Here is a 20,888-nt window from a genome sequence, read left to right on the forward strand (position 1 = left end):
GCCCGGACGGACGGTCGTCCCGTGATGCAGGACTGCGTTAAGCTGCGCTCAGATATGCGCCATTTTCGCGGCGGCAAGACCGCACAGATGGCTAGGTCCGAACGCGGCAACTCAAACCGATTCGGCTGGTCCCGCCTAGCGACGGAATGCCGTCGCCGGGCCGGTTTCGCCGTTCATCATTAACACGAGGTGCCGGGATTACGCCGCAGTTTTCTCGGCGTCTTCATCCTTGAACAGGTCTTCCTTCGAGACCTTTTTCTCGGTCACGTTGGCGAGTTCGAGGATGAAATCGACCACCTTGTCCTCGTAGATCGGGGCACGGAGTTGGGCGAGCGCCTGGGCGTTGTTGCGATAGAAGTCCCAGACCTCCTTCTCGCGGCCCGGCATCTGACGCGCGCGCTCGATGACGGCGCGGCCGACCTCGTCGTCGGATACCGTGATCTTGTTCTTCTCACCGATCTCCGACAGCACCAGGCCAAGCCGCACGCGGCGGTCGGCGATCTTGCGGTACTCTTCCTTGGCGGCGTCCTCGGTGGTGTTCTCGTCGGCAAAGGTCTTGCCGGCGGAATCCATCTCGGCCTTGATCGAGTTCCACATCAAGTTGAACTCCTCGTCGATCAGCGACGGCGGCGCCTCGAACTTGTGGTTCTCGTCGAGCTGGTCGAGCAGCGCTCGCTTGACGCGCTGACGCGTCGCGCCGGCGAACTCGGCCGTCAAACGCGCCCGCGCAGCTTCCTTCAGCTTGTCGAGCGATTCCAGCCCGAGCGTCTTGGCGAACTCGTCGTCGATCACGGTTTCGCCGGGCGCTTCCACCGCGGTCGCCGTGGTCTCGAATTCAGCCGGCTGGCCGGCGAGCTTTTCGCTGGCATAGTTCTTCGGGAACGTGACCTTCAGCGTGCGCGTCTCGCCTGCGCCGATGCCGATCAGTTGCTCCTCGAAGCCGGGAATGAACTGGCCCGCACCAAGCACGACCTGGATGCCTTCGCCGGTTCCGCCGTCGAAGGCTTCACCGTTGATGGTACCCTTGAAGCTGATGGTGATGCGATCGCCGTTCTCAGCCTTCGCGCCCTCGCTCTTGGCCGCATAGGGACGGCTCTGGTCGGCGATGCGCTTGATCGCCTCGTCGACATCAGCGTCGGTCACATCAGTGACCGGCTTCTCGACCTGGAAGGTCTTGAAATCGGCGAGCGTGATCGGCGGCACGACCTCGATCGCCACCGTGTAGGTGAGGTCGCTCTTGCCGGCGAGCAGCTCCTCGACCTCTTTCTGCTCCGTCGGCATCGTGATCTTCGGCTCGGTCGCAAGGCGGAAGCCGCGGTCGGTGAAGATCTGCGTGTTGGTGTCGCGAATGGTCTGGTCGATGGTCTCCGCCATCACCGAGCGGCCGTAGATCTTCTTGAGATGGCTGACCGGCACCTTGCCCGGACGGAAACCGTTGATGCGGACCTTGTCCTTCAGGTCGACAAGCTTCGCGTCCGCCTTGGCATCGAGGTCGGTGGCGGGAACGCTGATCTTGAACTCGTGCTTCAGTCCCTCATTCAGGGTCTCGGTGACCTGCATCTTCTTCTTCCGCTTCTGTCGCGCCTCGGTTGGCGCGACTGTGTCAATGGTTCGACGCGTAGCTCAACGCCTGCGCCGGTGGTTCGGCGGACCCGTCTCTCGAAATAAAGAGACAGGCCCTCCAGAAAGGGATCATGCAAACGCTGGATGAGCGCTTGGTGCGGGTGGAGGGACTCGAACCCCCACAACTTTCGTCACTGGAACCTAAATCCAGCGCGTCTACCAGTTCCGCCACACCCGCTTGGCGCATCATCTCCGGCCGCGATGCCGCGGGCGGCGGCTTATAGCATGGCCCTGCCCCCACGCAGCAAAAAAATGGCCTTTTTCGGATGTCCACTCGGCTCAATGTCCGCTGGACTCACAGGTGCAAAAATGGTCCGGATCGGGCCGATGGCAAGCCTTTTTCCGATGATCGATCGACGCACCCTGCTCACCGGACTGGGCGCTGCTGCGCTGGAAGCAGGGCTTCCCGCCGCAACCTTGGCGCAAGCCCGCCGTTCACTTGCCCTTTCCGCGAGAGCCGACAGCCTGGTGCTGCGCCAGGGCGGCATGGCCACGCCGATCTGGTCTTTCCCAGGCGAGGACATCAGGGCGAATCGCGGTGAGACCATCGAGGTGGCGCTCAGCAACGATCTCCCCGCGCCGCTTGCAGTGTACTGCCGGGGAATCGACGACGCGCCCGCCGGCGAGCCCCTGCTCGCCCGCCCCCCGCTTGCCGCCGGGGCAAAAGAGAGCTTCCAGCTTCCACTGCGCCATGCGGGCACTTTCCTGTGCGACCCCGGCCTCCTGAATGACGGCCAGCCGCGCCTTTTGCGCGCAAAGCCACTGATCGTCCTCGAAACCGAGCGGGTCTCCGCCGACCGCGACGAGGTGCTCCTGATCGAGGAATGGCGGCTGCGGCCGGATGGCACCGCCATTGCGCCGGGGACGGACGCCAAGGATGCGACGCCGGTCTATACCGTTAACGGCCAGACTTCATTCGAGCTCTCAGCACGCGCCAATGAACGCCTGCGGCTCCGCTTCATCAACGCCTCCCAACGCACTGTGCTCGCAGCGAAATTGGAAGGCCACGAGGTCCGCGTCATGGCGATCGACGGCGAGCCGGCCGAGCCGTTCCCGGCGCGCAATGGCGCGCTCGTGCTGGCGCCGGGCGGCCGCGCCGATGCCTTTGTCGATACAGCCGCGACCGCATCGATCCTGCTCCATGACGGCAAAGAGGCGCGCGCCGTCGGACGACTCGTGCTTTCCGGCGATGCTCCGCTGCGCGCCGCTCCGCAGCCATCGGCCCCTCCGCTTCCCTCCAATGGCCTGCCGGCGCACCTTGACCTCAAGAATGCGCAGCGGTTCGAACTGGTCCTCGGCGCGCCGGCCGACTGGACGCGCCCGGCCAGCTTCACCCCCTCCGCACCGCCTGCCTTCCGCGCCAAGATCGGCCGCGCGGTTGTGCTGGCGCTCACCAACCGCGCTGCCATCGCCACCGTCTTTCACCTCCACGGTCATCACTTCCGCCTGCTCGACCGGCTCGACGACGGCTGGAAGCCGTTCTGGCTCGACACGCTCGCGATCGAACCGGGCCAGACCCAGCGCATCGCCTTTCAGGCCGAGTACGCCGGCCGCTACCTCATCGAACAGCTCGCGACCGATTGGGCGGCGCCACGGCTCGTGCGATGGTACAGTGTCGAATAAGAACAAGAGGAAACGATCATGGGCCAAACAGTTCCAGCGATTCGCGGCATCAAGGCGCGAGCCGTCGTCGTGCCGCTCAAGCGTGCTGTGAAGAACGCCTTCGGCCTGATCGATTCCGGGCCGCTGGTCCTGATCGATCTCGAAACCGATCAGGGCGTTACCGGCCGTTCCTACATCTTCGCCTACACCAGCCTCACACTTAAACCGCTGGTTCATCTGGTCGAGGAGACCGGGCGCGAGCTCGTCGGCCGGCCGGTCGCCCCGTTCGACCTGATGAAGGCGATGGACGCCAAATTCCGCCTGCTGGGCTGGCAGGGTCTGGTCGGCATGGCCGTCTCCGGCCTCGACATGGCCTGTTGGGACGCGCTGGGGCAGATCGCGAACAAGCCAGTCGCCGAGTTGCTCGGCGGATCGGCGCGTCCGCTCCCCGCCTATGACAGCTATGGCGTAGTCGATCCGACAGCCGACGAGCGGGCGCTGCGCCGCTCACTCGACCAGGGCTTTCGCGGCATCAAGATCAAGGGCGGCGACGGTGATGCCGCCAATGACGAGCGCGTAGTCAAGGGCGTGCGCGCCGTCATCGGGCCGGACATCGCCTTGATGATCGACTTCAACCAGTCGCTCGATCCGGCGGAGGCCAAACGCCGCATCGCCCGCCTTGCTCCTTGCGACCTGCATTGGGTCGAGGAGCCCGTGCCGCAGGAAAATCTCTCCGGCCACGCCAGCGTCCGGATGGACTCACCGATCCCGATCCAGGCCGGCGAGAATTGGTGGTTCCCCCGCGGCTTTGCCGAGGCGCTCTCGGTCGGCGCCAGCGATTTCATCATGCCCGATCTGATGAAGGTCGGCGGCGTCACCGGCTGGCTGCAGGTCGCCGGTCAAGCGGATGCCGCCTCGATCCCGATGTCGAGCCATCTGTTCGCGGAAGCCAGCTCCCACGTGCTCGCGGTGACGCCGACCGCGCATTGGCTCGAATTCCTCGACCTCTCCAGCGCCATCCTGGCAAAACCGGCCGAGGTCATCGACGGCGCCGTCACCGCCCGCGGCCCGGGCTTAGGCCTGGAATGGAACGAGCCGGCGGTCGCGAAATATCAGGTGACGTAGCGCCGCCGTAGGGTGGGCAAAGCGCAGCGTGCCCACCATTCACGGGCGGTGCAAGAAAGGTGGGCACGCTTCGCTTTGCCCACCCTACGACTGCCCATCCTACGAATCCTCAATACTCAATCCGCAACCCGTCATACAGGCGGCGGAAGACCGCCGGCAGCGTTTCGGGAAGGTCTTCCGCGATCAGGCCCGGCCCGGCTTCGGCCGCGGCTTCACCATGCATCCAGGCGCCGATGCTGGCGGCCTCGAAGGCGGCCGTGCCCTGCGCGAGCAGCCCCGCGATGATGCCGGACAGCACGTCGCCGGCGCCGGCGGTGGCGAGCCATGGCGGCGCGTTGGAGGCGATGGTGGCACGGCCATCGGGCGCGGCCACCACCGTGTCCGGTCCCTTTAACAGCACCACCGCGCCGGAGCGCTCGGCGGCGGTGCGCACGCGCTCGAGCTTGGAGCGACCGGGATACTTGTTGCTGATATCGCTGAACAGCCGCGGGAACTCGCCCTCATGCGGCGTCAGCACCACCTGTGCACCGTGGGACGCCCTGATCGCCTCGAACAGCCGCTCCGGCGCATCGGCAAAACTGGTCAGCGCATCGGCGTCCAGCACCAGGTTACGCTTCGCCGCAAGCGCGGTGTGGACGAAATCGCGCGTGCGCGGGCCGACGCCTGCGCCGGGCCCGATCACGCTGGTGTTCAGCCGCCTGTCGTTCAAGAGGTCGGCGAACTGAATCGCATTGTCGACCGCGCGCACCATCACCGCGGTGAGCGCGGCGGCGTTCACCGCCAGCGCATCGCTCGGCGAGGCCAGCGTCACCAGCCCCGCTCCTGCCCGCAGCGCGCCGCGCGCGGCAAGCCGCGAGGCGCCGGTCGCGGCCATATCACCGGAGACGGCAAGGACGTGACCACGGGAATATTTGTGGCCGTCGATCTTCGGCACCGGAAACGCGTGCTGCCAGGTCGACGGAACGTTCTCGAAGGTTGCGGGACGGATTTCCGCCAGCACCTTCGGATCGATGCCGATGTCGGCGACGCGCACCCGGCCGCAATGCACCCGGCCCGGCAACAGCAGATGCGCCGGCTTGCGTCGGAAGAAGGTCACGGTCTCGGTGGCGCGGATCGCAATCCCCATCGGAGCAGCGGTGGTGCCGTTGATGCCGCTCGGCAGGTCGACGGCAAGCACCGGCACGTCATGCGCGTTGACCGCCTCGATCATGTCATAGGGTTCGCCCTTGACGGGACGGTCGAGCCCGGCGCCGAACAGCGCATCGATGATCAGCGCGGGCTTGCCGATCGCCTGCGGGTTGAACGGCAGCACCGGATATTTCCAGCCGCGTGCAGCCAGCGCCGCGTCGCCCTTCAGGCTGTCGCGCTCGCACAACAGGATGACCGAGACTTCCCGCCCTCGGGCGGCGAGTTCGGCGGCGGCGACAAAGCCATCGCCGCCATTGTTGCCGCGGCCGGCCACCACCAGGATCGGTCCCTCCTCGAGCAGGTCCATGGCCGCTTCGGCGACCGCCTGCCCCGCGCTCATCATCAGCGAAAAGCCAGGTGTGCCCCCGGCAATGGTCAGCCGATCGGCGCGTTCCATTTCAGCCGTGGTCAGGACTTCCATGCTGAATCCTCGATCTATCAGCCTTTTCGGCAGGCATCTCGCCCGGCACGCGTCGATCTTCCGCCGATGAATGCACACCAATTCATCCGTTTGCCTATTTTTCAGGCTTCGGTATCATGTGGCGGTCGGTCCAACCTTGTCTGTCTGCCGTTAAAAGGCTGATAACATTCCGAAATCAGGGACATTTGTAACTTGGCATAGACCCTGCTTTTGAGGAAGCCGCTCAGGACGGCCGCCGTGCACGGCCGTGATGGGCGTATCCGGCTCCGCAGGGAGTTGACGGATCGAACTGATTGCGCCACGCGCATCGCACCTAGCTACACTCTGTATTCTGGAAATGCCCGGGAGGCCTTCAGTGAAGAAAATCGAAGCCATCATCAAGCCGTTCAAGCTCGACGAGGTGAAAGAAGCGCTTCAGGAAGTCGGACTTCAGGGGATCACGGTAACGGAAGCCAAGGGGTTTGGACGGCAGAAGGGTCACGCCGAACTCTATCGCGGCGCCGAATACATCGTCGACTTCCTGCCCAAGGTGAAGATCGAGATCGTGATCGGCGACGATCTGGTCGAGAAGGCGATCGATGCGATCCGCCGCGCGGCGCAGACGGGCCGCATCGGCGACGGCAAGATTTTCGTTTCCAACATCGAGGAAGCGATCCGCATCCGGACCGGCGAATCCGGGCTGGACGCTATTTGAGCGCGGTGCTATCCGCTTGCGGCCCAATAAGAGCATAAGGCTGCCTTTGGCGGCCTGATTTCGTTTGTATCATCGCGCGAACTTGGCCAAAGCGAGAACAACGTCGCTCACCTGGAAACCGACCCGCAAAGTCAAAAGGGATACTCATGAAGACCGCCAAAGACGTCCTGAAATCGATCAAGGACAACGACGTCAAATACGTCGATCTTCGCTTCACCGATCCGCGCGGCAAGTGGCAGCACGTGACCTTCGACGTCAGCATGATCGACGAGGACATCTTCGCCGAAGGCACGATGTTCGACGGCTCCTCGATCGCCGGCTGGAAGGCGATCAACGAGTCCGACATGTGCCTGATGCCCGATCCCGTCACCGCGACGATCGACCCGTTCTTCGCCGAGACCACGATGGTGATCACCTGCGACGTGCTCGAGCCGACCACCGGCGAGCCCTACAACCGCGATCCGCGCGGCATCGCCAAGAAGGCGGAAGCGATGGTGAAGTCGATGGGCGTCGGCGACGCCGTCTATGTCGGTCCCGAGGCTGAGTTCTTCGTGTTCGACGACGTGCGCTATTCGGCAACGCCCTACAACACCGGCTTCCGGCTCGACTCCTCGGAGCTTCCGACCAACTCCGACACCGAATATGAAGGCGGCAATCTCGGCCACCGCATCCGCACCAAGGGCGGCTATTTCCCGGTGCCCCCGCAGGACTCGGTGCAGGACATGCGCTCGGAAATGCTCGGCGCCATGGCCAAGATGGGCGTCAAGGTCGAGAAGCATCACCATGAGGTGGCTTCCGCCCAGCACGAGCTCGGCATGAAGTTCGACACGCTGACGCTGATGGCGGACCATATGCAGATCTACAAGTACTGCATCCACCAGGTCGCGCACATCTACGGCAAGACCGCCACCTTCATGCCCAAGCCGGTCTATGGCGACAACGGCTCGGGCATGCACGTTCATCAGTCGATCTGGAAGGAAGGCAAGCCGGTGTTCGCCGGCAACAAGTACTCCGACCTCTCGGAGACCTGCCTCTCCTACATCGCCGGCATCATCAAGCACGCCAAGGCGATCAACGCCTTCACCAACCCGTCCACCAACTCCTACAAGCGTCTGGTGCCGGGCTATGAGGCCCCCGTGCTGCTCGCCTACTCCGCGCGCAACCGCTCGGCCTCCTGCCGCATCCCCTACACCGCCTCGCCGAAGGCCAAGCGCGTCGAGGTCCGCTTCCCCGATCCGATGGCCAACCCCTATCTCGGCTTCGCCGCGATGCTGATGGCCGGCCTCGACGGCATCAAGAACAAGCTCGATCCGGGCCCGGCGATGGACAAGGACCTCTACGACCTGCCGAAGGAAGAGCTGAAGTCGATCCCGACGGTGTGCGGCAGCCTGCGCGAGGCACTGGAAAACCTCGACAAGGACCGCGCGTTCCTGAAGGCCGGCGGCGTGTTCGACGACGACTTCATCGACGCCTACATCGAACTCAAGATGACGGAAGTCGAGCGCTTCGAAATGACCCCGCATCCGGTCGAGTTCGACATGTACTATTCGCAGTGAGCTTTCACTGCCGCAACGATGCGAAAGGCGCCCCACTCGGGCGCCTTTTTGTTTCCTGTCATTGCGAGCGGAGCGAAGCAATCCATGCCCCACCTGTGGCGCTATGGATTGCTTCGCTCCGCTCGCAATGACGACGGATGGCGCTCATGTGGATTGCTCCCGCCTTTCCCTTGACGGATGACTTGCAGAACGGAGGGTAACCACGCAAACTGCAACAAAACAAAAAAGGGAGTGAAAAGATGAAACGGCGCACATTTCTCGCTGGCCTCGGTGCCTCAGTCCTCTCGCCGGCGATTGTCCGCGCCGCGGGAGATACGCCGTTAAAGTTCGGTGTCCTGACGGACATGAATGGCCTGTTCGCAGATAATAGCGGTAAGGGATCGGTGGCGGCCGCCCAATTGGCGATCGAGGAGTGTGGCGGCAGCGTCCTGGGCAAACCCATCGAGCTGATTTCGGCCGATCACCAGAACAAGCCCGACCTCGGCGGAAATATTGCGCGCCAATGGTACGATCAGGATGGCGTCGACGTCATCCTCGACGTGCCGGTGTCATCAGTCTGCATTGCGGTCCAGAACTTCGCCAAGGATCGAAACAAGATGTTCATCACATCCGCGGGCGGCTCCGCGGATCTGAGTGGAAAGCTATGTTCTCCTAATTTCATCCAATGGACATACAACACCTACGCACTCGCGAACGTGGCCGGGAAAGCGTTGCTGAAGCGTGGAGCCGACACGTGGTTCTTTGTTGTTGCTGACTACACTTTCGGCCATGCACTCGAGCGCGATGTTACGGAAGTCGTGACCAAGGGCGGCGGGAAGTCACTGGGGCATGCGCCGCATCCGATCAATACGGCGGATTTCAGTTCGGTCCTTCTGACGGCCAAGTCTTCTGGCGCGAAAGTCATTGCACTCGCGAACGCCGGCGCGGACACTCAGAACGGCATCAAGCAGGCGGAAGAATTCGGCCTCACCAGTGGCGGCCAGCGGATGATCGCCCTCTTGATTGACGTCAATGACATCCAAAGCATTGGTCTGAAGAGCGCGCAGGGCCTGCTTGCGACCATCGGCTTCTATTGGAACATGGATGACCGGACGCGCGAATTCTCCAAACGCTATGCCGCCAAGATGGGAAAACCGCCGAGCATGATGCAGGCGGGCGTGTATTCGTCCGCGTTGAACTACATCAAATCGGTCCAGGCCGCGAACACCAAGGATCCTGCCGCCGTGGTCAAGGATTTGCAGGGCCGCACCTTCAATGATGCTTTCGCGCGAAACGGCAAGCTTCGCGCCGACAACCTGATGGTGCACGACATGTACCTCGCCGAGGTCAAGAAGGCGAGCGAGGTGTCCGACCCGTCCGATGTCTTCAGCATACTCGCGACCGTCGAAGGCAAGGACGCATTTCCGCCGCTCTCGAGCAGCGTTTGCCCGATGGTAACGGCGCAGAAGTAATTCGGGCAGCCGCGCAAGCTGTGCTGCAGAATCGTCAATGTCTACCGCAATCTTTCGCGGTGGACCTTGTTCGTATGGGTTACGTTCCGCGGCCCGCTGCAATCTGATCGTGGGCGATAGATCAGGCCTCACGCGACCGATCAGCGGCGAGCGCGGCCGAGCTGTGATCGTCACTCTTTGTCATCGGCCACGCACGCATGGCCAGCCGGCCAATTTCAGACAATTTCGTCCGCGTAGCCCCATCGCGCGCTTGCACCGCAAGCCCGCGCGCGACCGCGCTGTAGTAGGCGGCCAGCATTTCGCAATCGACATCTCGGGCTACGTCGCCATCCATCACCCCTTTTCGGATGCGTGCAGCCATCGCGCCTTCAGAAAAAGCGCGATGCTCCGCCATCATGTCGCGAATGTTCTTCATTCCCGGTGCGCAATGCGTGCCCGCAAGCGAGATCATGCAGCCGAGCGGATGATCGCCGCGGGTGAACTCTTCTGCGGTCGCCTCGAACAGGCGAGCGAACGCGGTCCTGGTGTCGATTGAAGGATCGTTGAGAATGGAAAAGAACCATTGGCCGGACCATTCGAGAAAGGAATGCGTGGCTTCGCAATAGAGATCTTCCTTGCTGCCGAACGAGTTGTAGAAGCTCGACGCACTGATCCCCATCGCGGCGATGAGGTCGTTGAACGACGTGCCCTCATAGCCGCGCTCCCAGAACAGCTTCATCGCCTCCTGCAGCGCGGCGTCACGGTCGAATACGGCCGGCCGGCCCCGGCCGCGCTTCTCGTCCTGAGCGTTCTTTGCCTGAATTTTCTTCCCTTGATTTATTTTTGGTGTCATCACTCCAAAAATCCTTGAACAGCGCCTCCCCAAGTTTATATCTCGCGAAGCATATTGGAGTTTCCCCTCCAAATTTCAACCCCGAACACAACTTATCCGCTTCCGAAATAACTGCCTGGCGAGACCTCCTCCCGAAACCTGGACTGGCCGGTGCGATTCGGCAGGCCGGCAGAGCTTCGGCCGAACTGCCGGCATGGCAAGGACTGATGGTAGCCTCATGGATCAGATCAGCGATCATTCGAACATTGAACGAGAACCGCTGAAGCCGCCGGCTCCGCGCCGGCGGACATGGAGAACGGCCGCAATCGCTGCAATAGCGGTGCTTGCCGCGCTCCTTGTCTACCTGGGCTTTGCGCCTCGCAAGGCAGACCAGGCGGCCGCGTCAGCGCCTCCCCTGCCGGTGACGGTGAGCCAGCCCTTGCAGCGTGAGGTCGATACCAGGGTCGGTTTCCTCGGACAGTTCTCCGCTATCGACCGCGTTGAATTGCGAGCCCAGGTGGGTGGCACCCTGACTGAGATTCATTTCAAGGATGGCCAGATCGTCCACAAGGGCGACCTGCTGTTCGTGATCGACCCGCGGCCCTACGAGATCAGGTTGGCGCAGGCGCAAGCCGCGCTTGAGACCGCAATGGCCCGCGTGGCGCTCGCCAGCAACCAGCTTTCACGCGCGCAATCGCTCAAGCGCAACGAGTTCGCAACGCAGGAGACGGTCGACCAGCGCACCAACGAGCAGGATGCGTCGCGGGCCGCGGTCGACGACGCCAAGGCGCGGGTGCGGGATGCGCAACTCGACCTTGAATACTGCCGCGTACGGGCGCCGTTCACCGGGCGTATCGGCGCGCGCCAGGTTTCGATCGGAAGCCTGGTCGCGGGCAGCCGTGCCGCAACCAGTCCGACCACGCTGCTCACGACGTTGGTCTCGCTCGATCCTCTTTATCTCGATTTCGACATGAGCGAATCGGATTTCCTGACGTTCTCGCGCGAGCGCGCCCGCGTTGGCGGTCCGCTCGCCAACAAGGTCGCGATCAGCCTCAGCGACGAGAACAGTTTCATCCGCGAGGGCACGCTGGACTTCATCGACAATGCGCTCGATCGCTCCAGCGGCACCATCCATGCCCGCGCCACCGTACCGAACCCGGATCTGTTCCTGGCGCCGGGCCAGTTCGCACGGCTGCGGGTTGCGATCGCTCCGCCGACGCAGGTTTATCTGTTGCCGGACGCCGCTGTCATGCTCGACCAGTCGCAGCGGCTGGTCATGACCGTCGGTCCTGATGCGACCGTGAAACCAAAGATCGTAACCACCGGCGATCTTCGCGGCGGATTGCGCGTGATCCGGTCGGGCCTCGAGGCGAGCGACCGCGTCGTCATCGACGGCCTGGTACGCGCCATTCCCGGCACCAAGGTGGCGCCGCAGGACGGCGTCATCCACTACGACGCTGCCGCCGACGGCCAAGGTTGACGGCCAAGGTTAACGGCAAAGGCTAAGAACCAGGACCGAGAAGACAGGAGCTTCCCCGTGACCCACAGCTTCATCGACCGGCCGATTTTTGCGACTGTCCTCTCCGTCTTCCTGACGCTGATCGGCCTCGGCGCGCTCGCCATCCTGCCGATCGCGCAATATCCGGAGATCGTGCCGCCGACGGTCCAGATCACCACCACTTATCCCGGCGCATCTGCCGAGACGGTATCGCGCACAGTGGCGACGCCGCTCGAGCAGCAGATCAACGGCGTCGAGAACATGATCTACATGAGCAGTCAGTCCACTGGCGACGGCAAGCTCACCGTCACCGTGACGTTTCGCATCGGGACCGACCTCAACGTCGCGCAGATGCTCACGCAGAACCGCGTCCAGGATGCGCTTCCCCGGCTGCCGGAGGACGTCCAGCGGCTCGGCGTTCAGGTGCGCAAGTCGACGCCAAACATCCTGCTCGCGGTGCATCTTTATTCGCCCGACTCGTCGCGGGACCTGCTCTACACATCGAACTACGCGACCTTGCACGTAAAGGACGTGCTGGCGCGGCTGCCGGGCGTCGGCGACGTGCAGATGCAAGGTGGACGCGAATACGCCATGCGCATCTGGCTCGATCCCGACAAGGTCGCCGCGCACGACATGAACGCGAGCGAGGTGCTCGCCGCGCTGCGCGCCCAGAATGTCCAGGTTTCGGCGGGCGTGCTGAACCAGCCGCCGGTCGCCTCCAAGCAGGCCTATCAGATCAACGTGCAGACGCTTGGGCGCCTGTCGACACCAGAACAGTTCGCCGCCATCGTCCTGAAGTCGGATAACGAGGGCCGCGTGACGCGGCTGCGCGATGTGGGCCGCGTCGAGATCGGCGCTTCCGATTATGGATCGTCCGCCTACATGGATCGCGAGCCGGGCCTGCCGCTCCTGATCTTCGCCCAGCCGGGCGCCAATTCCCTCGCCGTCGAGCACGAAGTGCTCGATGCGATGGAAAAGCTGGGCAAGGACTTCCCGCCCGGCCTGCAGTACAAGATCATTTACGATCCCACCATTTTCGTCGGCAAATCGGTCGACGAGGTGATCAAGACCATCTTCATCGCGATCCTCCTGGTGGTTGGCGTCGTGTTCCTGTTCCTGCAGAGCTGGCGCGCTGCGATCATTCCGGTGATCGCAATCCCGGTGTCGCTGGTCGGCACTTTCACCTTCCTCTACGCGCTCGGAATATCGCTGAACAACCTGTCGCTGTTCGGCCTCGTGCTCGCGGTCGGCATTGTCGTCGATGACGCCATTGTCGTGGTGGAGAATGTCGAACGCAATCTCGAACGCGGCATGACGCCCGCCCAAGCCGCCCATGTCACAATGGACGAGGTCGGCGGAGCGCTGATCTCGATTGCGCTGACGCTATGCGCGGTGTTCGTGCCCTCCGCCTTCCTGTCGGGTATTACCGGGCAGTTCTTTCGCCAGTTCGCGGTCACGATCGCCGTCTCCACCCTGATCTCGTGCTTTGTCTCGCTAACCCTGAGCCCTGCCCTGTGCGCGGTGTTGTTCAAGGCTCACGAGCACGGCCAGAAGCCGCGCGGCCCATGGATCGCCCGGCTGGTGCAAGCTGGATTTGCGCGGTTCAATCTCGGCTTCGAGTGGCTGTCGACGAGCTACGGACGGCTGACGCGGCGGCTGGTGCAGATCACCGGCGTCGTGCTTGTGGTCTACGCCGGGCTGATCGGCGTGGCCGGCTTTCAATTCGCCCGCGCTCCTACCGGCTTTATTCCGGAGCAAGATCAGGGCTATCTCATCACCGTCGTGCAACTGCCGCCCGGCGCTTCGCTCGAGCGCACGGAGGCGGTGGTCAAGAAGGCGATCGAGATCATCATGACCACGCCCGGTGTCGAGCATGTCGCGCCGTTCGCAGGACTGGATGCAACCACCTTCACCATCGCCTCCAACGCCGGCACGATCTTTTCCGGCCTGCCATCGCTCTATAACCATGATGTGCCTGGCCTGACCGCACCGAGCGTGCTCGCCGATCTGCGCAAGCGCCTCTCGGTGATCCAGGAAGCCTATGTGCTGACGATCCCGCCGCCGCCGGTGCAGGGCATCGGCAATGCTGGCGGCTTCAAGATGATGCTGCAGGATCGTGCCGGTCTCGGCTCGGAGGCGCTGTCGAAAGCGGCACAGGCACTGGTCGCAGCCGCCAACAAGGATCCGAGCTTCTCGGGCGTCTTTACTCTGTTCGGTACGCGCTCGCCTTCGGTCTATGCCGATATCGATCGGGAGAAAGCCGAGAAGGTCGGGCTGACGCCCACCGACGTCTTCAACACCCTGCAAGTCTATCTCGGCTCGCAATATGTCAACGACTTCAACTATCTCGGCCGAACCTACCAAGTCATCGCGCAGGCCGACGGCTCGTTCCGCCAGGATCCGCACGACATCGCGCGGCTGAAGGCGCGCAACACCTCCGGCGAGATGGTGCCGGTCGGCACGGTGGCGCGGTTGAAATCCGAGAACGCACCCTATCGCGTGCCTCGTTACGATCTATTCCCGGCTGCTGAAGTGATGGGCGTCGCGGCGCCAGGCGTCGCGACCGGCACCGCGTTGCACCGCATGGAGGAGCTGGCGCACGAGGTGCTGCCGCCAGGCATCGGCTTTGAATGGACCGAGCTTGCTTTCCAGCAGCAACAGCCGGGGACCTCGTCCTTGCTGGTGTTCGGCGCAGCCGCCTTGTTCGTCTTCCTGGTGCTCGCTGCGCAATATGAGAGCTGGAACCTGCCGCTCGCGGTGGTGATGATCGTTCCAATGTGCCTGCTCGCCTCCGTGACAGGACTTTTGATGCGCGGCATGGCGATCGACGTGCTGGCGCAGATCGGCTTCGTCGTGTTGGTCGGACTCGCTGCAAAGAACGCGATCCTGATCGTGGAATTCGCACGGCAAACCGAGGAAGCCGGCGCCACGCCCGGCGAGGCCGCCGTTAGCGCGGCGCGCACGCGGCTGCGGCCGATCTTGATGACGTCGCTGGCGTTCATCTTCGGTGTTGCACCTCTCGTGGTCGCAACCGGGGCGGGTTCGGAAATGCGTCAATCGCTCGGCACGGCGGTCTTCGCGGGAATGCTGGGAGTGACCGCCTTCGGCCTCTTGTTTACGCCAGCCTTTTATACAGTCGTCCGGAAGCTCGGGCGCAAAAAGGCGCTCGCTGCAGCGGAAACAGTCCGGCAAGTCGACGCTGATCGCAACGACCGGGCAAACGACCTGCCGGCAGCTCGAGCTTAGCTGCTGCAATGCGTCACAACCCGACGGGCCAAATCACCAAAAGTCTGTCCAGTCTTGCTGCGAAAAATATTCCGCTTTCGCCGTCGGGCAAATCAGTGATTTAACTCCGCGTGTCTCACGGCGGATGAGGGGCGGCTCGCGATCGTCACGAACGTTGCGGTGAGATGCGGTGGACGCGGGTGTTGCGACTGACGAACGCGACATCAGCGGACGGCGAAGTCGTGTGGTCCTGGCGCCCCGACGCTGGCGCTAAGCTCGCGAGCAGCAAGAGCTGCCGCCGGCGACGGTGGCAAGAAAGCCCGGTCACCGGGGAGAGCTCGAAGGAAGCCGTAAAACCATCGCGCAGGGAAAGCCGGAGTGTTTTCGGTTGAACCTGTGGTCCTACCCCCGTGCTTTTTGTTGCACGGGACCCACGGGTGCAACCAGCACCCGGCTTTCCCTGTGCCCTCTGTCTTCGAGGAGGGTGAAACGAGATGCAAAGCTCGGACGCAAAGCGCCGCGAGAATGCGGATTCACATCCTCACGCTATTTGAAATTTGAATCAGAACCCCACCCCACGTCGTCCCGGACTTGATCCGGGACCCATAACCCTAGGCCGTTGTCGTGTGCTCCGCTGTAACCGCTTGCTCGCGCCACAACACCTTCCTGTGGTTATGGGTCCCGGATCCCGGGCGCAATTGCGCCCTAGGCGGGGACGACAGCGGTGCGAGGTTCGACGGGATCGTAGGATGGGTAGAGCGAAGCGAAACCCATCATCGCGCAACTTGCTCCATCGCGATGGGTTTCGCTTCGCTCTACCCATCCTGCGCAATCGCTGTTTGACAATGAATCAGAACCCAATCGCCCTCATGGCGAGCAACGCCGCTACGCCGCCGCGCGCTGCCGTTCGCGCAACGCTGCCCCGAATGCCTCGAACAGCTTCCTGTTGATCGGGTTGCGCTGCGGGTCGTATTCCGCATGCCACTGCACGCCGAGTGCAAAGCTCGGCGCGTCGGCGATGCGGATCGCCTCGATGGTGCCGTCCTCGGCGACGCCTTCGATCACGACGCGCTCGCCGGGCTCCAGGATGCCCTGCCCGTGCAGCGAATTGACACGGATGGTCTCGCAGCCCAGGAGCTTCGCGAACACGCCGCCCGGTGTGAGCGTCACGTCATGCCGGTCGGCGAACACGACCAGCGGATCCGGATGGATCTCGCCATTCTCCAGCCGCGGCATGCGATGGTTGATGCGTCCCGGCAGTTCGCGGATCTCGGGATGCAGCGAGCCGCCAAAGGCGACGTTCATCTCCTGCAGGCCGCGACAGATGCCGAACAGCGGAATACCGCGCGCGACGCAGGCTTCCGACAACGCCAGCGCAACCTCGTCACGATGGACGTCGTAAGGCTCGTGACTGATATGCGGCTCGCACTTGAAGCGGGTCGGGTGCACATTGGCCCGCGCCCCGGTCAGGACCACGCCGTCGACCACGTCGAGCAGGGCGCCGACGTCGGTAATCTCAGGCGAACCGGCGAACATCAGCGGAACAGCGCCGGCGACATCGGTGATCGCGCGCAGGTTGCGCTCCCCAACCATCTGAACCGTGAAACGATCTTCGATGCGATGGGCGTTTCCGATCACGCCGACCACGGGCCGTCTCATTGCTCAGTATCTCGCGTAGGAATGATTTTCTATGTTTGTCATGGTTCCAGAGAGATAATGCCCCCGACCGGATCATGGATCAACACATTATGCTGGCGGAGCACTTTGGCACGAGACGCAAGCGGCGGGGTCAAGGGACGAAGCACTGCCCCCCGCAGGCCGGGCGGGCTGCCTGCCGCTATCCCCATGGGAAGGCCTGCCCGACGGGCAGCGGCAAACCGGCACACGGCTTGATCCCGGCGGGATTTTGGCGACAAGGTGAGATCAATCGATGCGCGAGGAATCAACGTGAGGCTACCCGGCGGCGACCACCTGCAGGCCCGCAACGATCTGGCGTGGGCGATCAGCGTCGGCGGCATCGGCATCGTGCTGTTCGCGGCGCTCTTGGCGCTCGCCTGGCATTACGCGGCGACGCTGTTCCTGATCTTCGCCGGGGTCCTGCTCGGCGTCGCGCTCAACGCCCTCACCAACCTGCTCGGCCACGGAGTTAAGCTGCCCCATGCGCTTCGGCTGACCATCGTCTGCCTGGCGCTGGCGGCGCTATTGTCGGGCGTCGTCTTTCTCGGCGGAGCGACCATCGCCCAGCAGGCCTCCGCGCTCAGCGACACCATCAAGTCGCAACTGGTGAACGTGAAGTCCTTCCTCGAGAGCCACGGCATCGACACCAGCTATCTCGATTTCAGCAACCAGGCCTCGGCACCGACGGACTCGACGACACCGACGACCCCGGGCGCGGCGGCAACCCATAGTCTTCCGAGCGCCGGCGCGCTCGCCTCCAGCGGCGGCGCGATCATCAGCCAGACCTTGAAGGTGCTGCTCGGCACTGTCAGCGCGGTCGGCAACTTCTTCATCGTGCTGTTTCTCGGGCTTGCCTTCGCCGCCCAGCCCAGCATCTACCGCGCCGGGCTATTGTTCGTGATGCCGGCCCGGCACCGCGAGCAGGCCACCATCATCGTCGACCGTATCGGGGACACACTGGAGCGCTGGCTGATCGCCCAGATCATCACCATGGGCGCGGTGTTCTTCGTTACCTGGATCGGGCTCTCGATCATCGGCATCCAGAGCTCGTTCATCCTGGGTATCCAGGCCGGCCTGCTCGCTTTCATTCCGACGGTGGGCGCGATCCTCGCGGGATTGATCGTGGTGCTCGCAAGCCTTGCCTCGGGCTGGATCGCGGCTCTCTCCGCCTTCCTGCTGTTCCTTGGCGTGCACGCCATGGAGAGCTACGTGCTCACCCCGATCATCCAGCGGCAGGCGCTGGATATTCCGCCTGCCACGCTGTTTGCATTCCAGATCCTGCTCGGGGTGGTGTTCGGCGCCTGGGGGCTCGCGCTTGCGCTCCCCCTGATGGCGATCGTCAAGGTGATGCTCGACCACTTCAAAGCCGAGGAGCCGCCTGCGGCGGCGTGAGGAGCCTCAGGCCGTCACCACGATCTCGGTATGCTCGACCTCCGGCGGCGCGGCAAAGAACGGCCCGACCAGCGCCCGCCAGGCGGCGAAGTCTTCCGAGCCGCGGAAATCGACGGTGTGGTTCTCCAGCGTCTCCCACTTCGCAACCAGCCGGTAGCGCGACGGCTTCTCGATCGACTTGTGCAATTCGAACCCCTTGCCGCCCTTGGCGCGCAGAAACAGCGGTCGTGCCTTCTCCACCGCAGCTTCGAAATCCTTCTCGCTGCCGGGCTTGACGTCGATGAGTGCAATTTCGGTGACCATTGGGCTTCTCCCTGGAAAGGGCCCGTCTCTAGCCCAGCTTGTGGAAAAGAAAAAGGCGCCTCGCGGCGCCCTCACCGATACGGGATGTTCCCGTTACCTAATTGAACACGAGCACCGTGCCGAGGACCATCAACGTGATGCCCAGAAACATCAGCATCGGCCAAGGGCTGCGCGGGCGGCCGTAGCGGCCTTGGGCGCGGCGCTCGGCGATCAGCGCGGTCTCGTATTCAGCCGAGCTCGAGAAAAGGCAGGCGAACCCGCCGCGGGCGGTGGTGGCGGCGGCTTCGAGCGACAGCAGGGCGGATTGGGCATTGTGAAGGCGGGTCGATTCCATGGCCCGGATCATAGGAATCGAATGGTAAATGGAATCCTACCAATATCGCTCAAATCGCTCTCACGCCGCGATCGGCGTCTCGCGCGCCTGCGGTGCGAGACCGGCGGTCTTGCGCCGCCAGTTCTCCAGCGACAGCGGCAACTCTTCCGCGGCCTCGACGCGGTTGCGGCCGCCGCGCTTGGCTTGGTAGAGCGCGGTATCGGCGGCCGCCAGCAGCACCTCGAGTTCGGTGCCTGCCGGTCCACCCGCAACGCCGATGCTGACGGTGGTGTCGACCGCCCCCTCGTCGCAGACGATGCCGGAGGCCTGGAAGCACTCGCGCACGCGCTCGGCGGCGAGCACGCCCTCCTCCAGCGAGCACGGCAGCAGCGCCGCGAATTCCTCGCCGCCAATGCGGCCGGAGAGATCGCTGATGCGGAGGTTGTTGACGACGACGGCCGAGAACAATTTCAGGATCTCGTCGCCGGCGGGATGGCCGAAACGGTCGTTGATCGATTTGAAGTGGTCGATGTCGAAGATCATCACCGTCACCGGCCGGCCGGCGCTTGCCTCGCGTTCGATCACCCGCGTGCAGGCCTCGGCAAAGCCGCGGCGGTTGAACATGCCGGTCAGAGGATCCATCGAGGCCGCCGTCTTGTGCGCGGTCACCTCGCGGTCCGATACCAGCATGAAGATCACGAAGACGGTGCCGATCGCATAGAGGATGAGCTCGACCGAGAACACCGTCACCCAGGTGCTGTTGCCGAACGCCGCATCATGCGGGCGCAGGAAATTGCCGACCAGGATCGGCAGCAGCAATACGCAGCCATGCAGCACCGGCACCGCGAGTGCGGGCCATCGCCTTTGAGTCGCCCGCCGCCGCTCGCTCCACAATTCGGCTGCCGTGAGGCATGCGTAGATCGCGATGATCGCGGCGCCGATGGTCAGCTTCAGCGTGGGCAGCTCAGGCGGCAAGGCCAGCGCGGCGCCGACCCAGGCGATCGCGCCGAGCACGAGACCGGCGACATTCGGCTTGCGGCCATGAAACACACGTGCCGCGTTCCACACCATGCCGCAGGCGATGAAGCCCACCGCATTCAGCGCCAGCGAAGCAATTTCGCCCAGCATCGAGCCCGCGATGGTCGATGCCGCGACCGCGGCAGCACCGAGCAGATACGCGCTACCCCACCACTTCAACGCCGGAATCTTCTCCTGATTGCCGAAGAACAACAACATGGCGCCGAGCATTCCGGCCACCATGGTGGCAAACAGATAAAGCGTCGAAGTATCGAACGACATGAGCCCTGCCTGGTGCGTGTGATGAAAGCGTGTGATGCCACGATCTCAAGGGCGCGATCCGAAAAGGATAGCGCGCCGTTAATGCTGCTCAGGCTATGCGTGGCGCGTTGGCAATCCGTTTGCGTGCACACAAAAGTTTTCGGGAAAAACTGCGACAATTGATGCGCAAAGGCGCAGCAAAAAGGGCGCCTCGCGGCGCCCTTCGCAATTGGTGCAAATTGCAGTGAAGCGGTTAGCGCTTCGAGAACTGGAACGACTTGCGCGCCTTGGCGCGGCCGTACTTCTTGCGCTCGACCGTGCGCGAGTCGCGGGTCAGGAAGCCGCCCTTCTTCAGGACGCCGCGCAATTCCGGCTCGAAATTGGTCAGCGCCTTGGAGAGGCCGTGGCGCACCGCACCGGCCTGGCCGGACAGGCCGCCCCCGGTGACCGTGCAGATCACGTCATACTGGCCGGCGCGGGCGGCGGCGACCAGCGGCTGCTGGATCATCATCCGCAGCACCGGACGGGCGAAATAGACTTCGACGTCTCGGGTGTTGACGGAGATCTTGCCGGAGCCCGGCTTGACCCAGACGCGGGCAACCGCGTCCTTGCGCTTGCCGGTGGCATAAGCGCGGCCGTACTTGTCGATCTTCTTCACATATTTCGGCGCATCGGGAGCCGCCGGCTTCAGCTGCGCAAGCTGATCGAGAGACTGCATGGTATCGGACATC

16 protein-coding genes and 1 tRNA gene are annotated in these 20,888 nt (G+C 63.5%); 8 read left to right on the plus strand and 9 right to left on the minus strand.

The window, feature by feature from the left end:
* Positions 1-198 precede the first annotated feature (198 nt).
* Entirely contained in the window at positions 199-1,560 is a 1,362-nt protein-coding gene (gene tig / locus YY7_RS0108205) for a trigger factor (protein WP_028162823.1), read from the minus strand.
* Positions 1,561-1,716: 156 nt separating this feature from the next.
* Positions 1,717-1,801, minus strand: a tRNA-Leu gene (locus tag YY7_RS0108210).
* A 149-nt stretch (positions 1,802-1,950) separates the two neighbouring features.
* Between YY7_RS0108210 and YY7_RS0108215 the strand changes: the two genes are divergently transcribed.
* Entirely contained in the window at positions 1,951-3,246 is a 1,296-nt protein-coding gene (locus YY7_RS0108215; protein WP_028162824.1) for a multicopper oxidase family protein, read from the plus strand.
* Between the two features lie 18 nt (positions 3,247-3,264).
* Positions 3,265-4,350 carry an enolase C-terminal domain-like protein gene (locus tag YY7_RS0108220; protein ID WP_028162825.1) on the plus strand — a complete coding sequence of 362 codons (1,086 nt, stop codon included), beginning with the start codon at positions 3,265-3,267 and terminating at the stop codon, positions 4,348-4,350.
* A gap of 109 nt (positions 4,351-4,459) precedes the next feature.
* Here YY7_RS0108220 and YY7_RS0108225 read toward each other — a convergent pair whose 3' ends face one another.
* Positions 4,460-5,959 (minus strand): bifunctional ADP-dependent NAD(P)H-hydrate dehydratase/NAD(P)H-hydrate epimerase, encoded by a 1,500-nt coding sequence (locus YY7_RS0108225; protein WP_028162826.1) that lies wholly within the window; start codon positions 5,957-5,959, stop codon positions 4,460-4,462.
* 355 nt (positions 5,960-6,314) lie between these two features.
* Here YY7_RS0108225 and YY7_RS0108230 point away from each other — a divergent pair, with 355 nt between their 5' ends.
* From YY7_RS0108230 to YY7_RS0108240, 3 genes are all read left to right on the plus strand, one after another.
* Positions 6,315-6,653 (plus strand): P-II family nitrogen regulator, encoded by a 339-nt coding sequence (locus tag YY7_RS0108230; protein ID WP_011441447.1) that lies wholly within the window; start codon positions 6,315-6,317, stop codon positions 6,651-6,653.
* Positions 6,654-6,799: 146 nt separating this feature from the next.
* Positions 6,800-8,209 (plus strand): type I glutamate--ammonia ligase, encoded by a 1,410-nt coding sequence (gene glnA / locus YY7_RS0108235; RefSeq protein WP_028162827.1) that lies wholly within the window; start codon positions 6,800-6,802, stop codon positions 8,207-8,209.
* 239 nt (positions 8,210-8,448) lie between these two features.
* Complete coding sequence (locus YY7_RS0108240) at positions 8,449-9,660, plus strand: ABC transporter substrate-binding protein (protein ID WP_028162828.1); 1,212 nt, start codon at positions 8,449-8,451, stop codon at positions 9,658-9,660.
* Between the two features lie 121 nt (positions 9,661-9,781).
* Here the strand turns inward: YY7_RS0108240 and YY7_RS51040 are convergent, their stop codons facing one another.
* The gene (locus YY7_RS51040) at positions 9,782-10,492 is read right to left on the minus strand and encodes a TetR/AcrR family transcriptional regulator (RefSeq protein ID WP_207231053.1); all 711 of its coding nucleotides are present in this window, start codon (positions 10,490-10,492) and stop codon (positions 9,782-9,784) included.
* Positions 10,493-10,709: 217 nt separating this feature from the next.
* Here YY7_RS51040 and YY7_RS0108250 point away from each other — a divergent pair, with 217 nt between their 5' ends.
* Complete coding sequence (locus YY7_RS0108250; RefSeq protein WP_028162829.1) at positions 10,710-11,951, plus strand: efflux RND transporter periplasmic adaptor subunit; 1,242 nt, start codon at positions 10,710-10,712, stop codon at positions 11,949-11,951.
* A 57-nt stretch (positions 11,952-12,008) separates the two neighbouring features.
* Complete coding sequence (locus YY7_RS51045; protein ID WP_080663624.1) at positions 12,009-15,215, plus strand: efflux RND transporter permease subunit; 3,207 nt, start codon at positions 12,009-12,011, stop codon at positions 15,213-15,215.
* A gap of 864 nt (positions 15,216-16,079) precedes the next feature.
* Here the strand turns inward: YY7_RS51045 and YY7_RS0108260 are convergent.
* Positions 16,080-16,853: a gamma-glutamyl-gamma-aminobutyrate hydrolase family protein gene (locus YY7_RS0108260; RefSeq protein WP_028162830.1), complete on the minus strand. Its 774-nt coding sequence runs from the start codon at positions 16,851-16,853 to the stop codon at positions 16,080-16,082.
* A 288-nt stretch (positions 16,854-17,141) separates the two neighbouring features.
* Between YY7_RS0108260 and YY7_RS0108265 the strand changes: the two genes are divergently transcribed.
* Positions 17,142-18,263: an AI-2E family transporter gene (locus YY7_RS0108265; protein ID WP_028162831.1), complete on the plus strand. Its 1,122-nt coding sequence runs from the start codon at positions 17,142-17,144 to the stop codon at positions 18,261-18,263.
* Positions 18,264-18,269: 6 nt separating this feature from the next.
* On the opposite strand, the gene YY7_RS0108270 is transcribed toward YY7_RS0108265, so the two are convergent.
* From YY7_RS0108270 to rpsI, 4 genes are all read right to left on the minus strand, one after another.
* Positions 18,270-18,566: an antibiotic biosynthesis monooxygenase family protein gene (locus YY7_RS0108270; RefSeq protein WP_028162832.1), complete on the minus strand. Its 297-nt coding sequence runs from the start codon at positions 18,564-18,566 to the stop codon at positions 18,270-18,272.
* Between the two features lie 97 nt (positions 18,567-18,663).
* Positions 18,664-18,900 (minus strand): hypothetical protein, encoded by a 237-nt coding sequence (locus YY7_RS0108275; RefSeq protein WP_028162833.1) that lies wholly within the window; start codon positions 18,898-18,900, stop codon positions 18,664-18,666.
* Positions 18,901-18,960: 60 nt separating this feature from the next.
* Positions 18,961-20,178 (minus strand): GGDEF domain-containing protein, encoded by a 1,218-nt coding sequence (locus YY7_RS0108280; RefSeq protein WP_028162834.1) that lies wholly within the window; start codon positions 20,176-20,178, stop codon positions 18,961-18,963.
* 232 nt (positions 20,179-20,410) lie between these two features.
* Positions 20,411-20,887 (minus strand): 30S ribosomal protein S9, encoded by a 477-nt coding sequence (rpsI, locus tag YY7_RS0108285; RefSeq protein ID WP_028162835.1) that lies wholly within the window; start codon positions 20,885-20,887, stop codon positions 20,411-20,413.
* Position 20,888 lies beyond the last annotated feature (1 nt).

The organism is Bradyrhizobium elkanii WSM2783, from assembly GCF_000472865.1.
Lineage (GTDB): Bacteria > Pseudomonadota > Alphaproteobacteria > Rhizobiales > Xanthobacteraceae > Bradyrhizobium > Bradyrhizobium elkanii_A.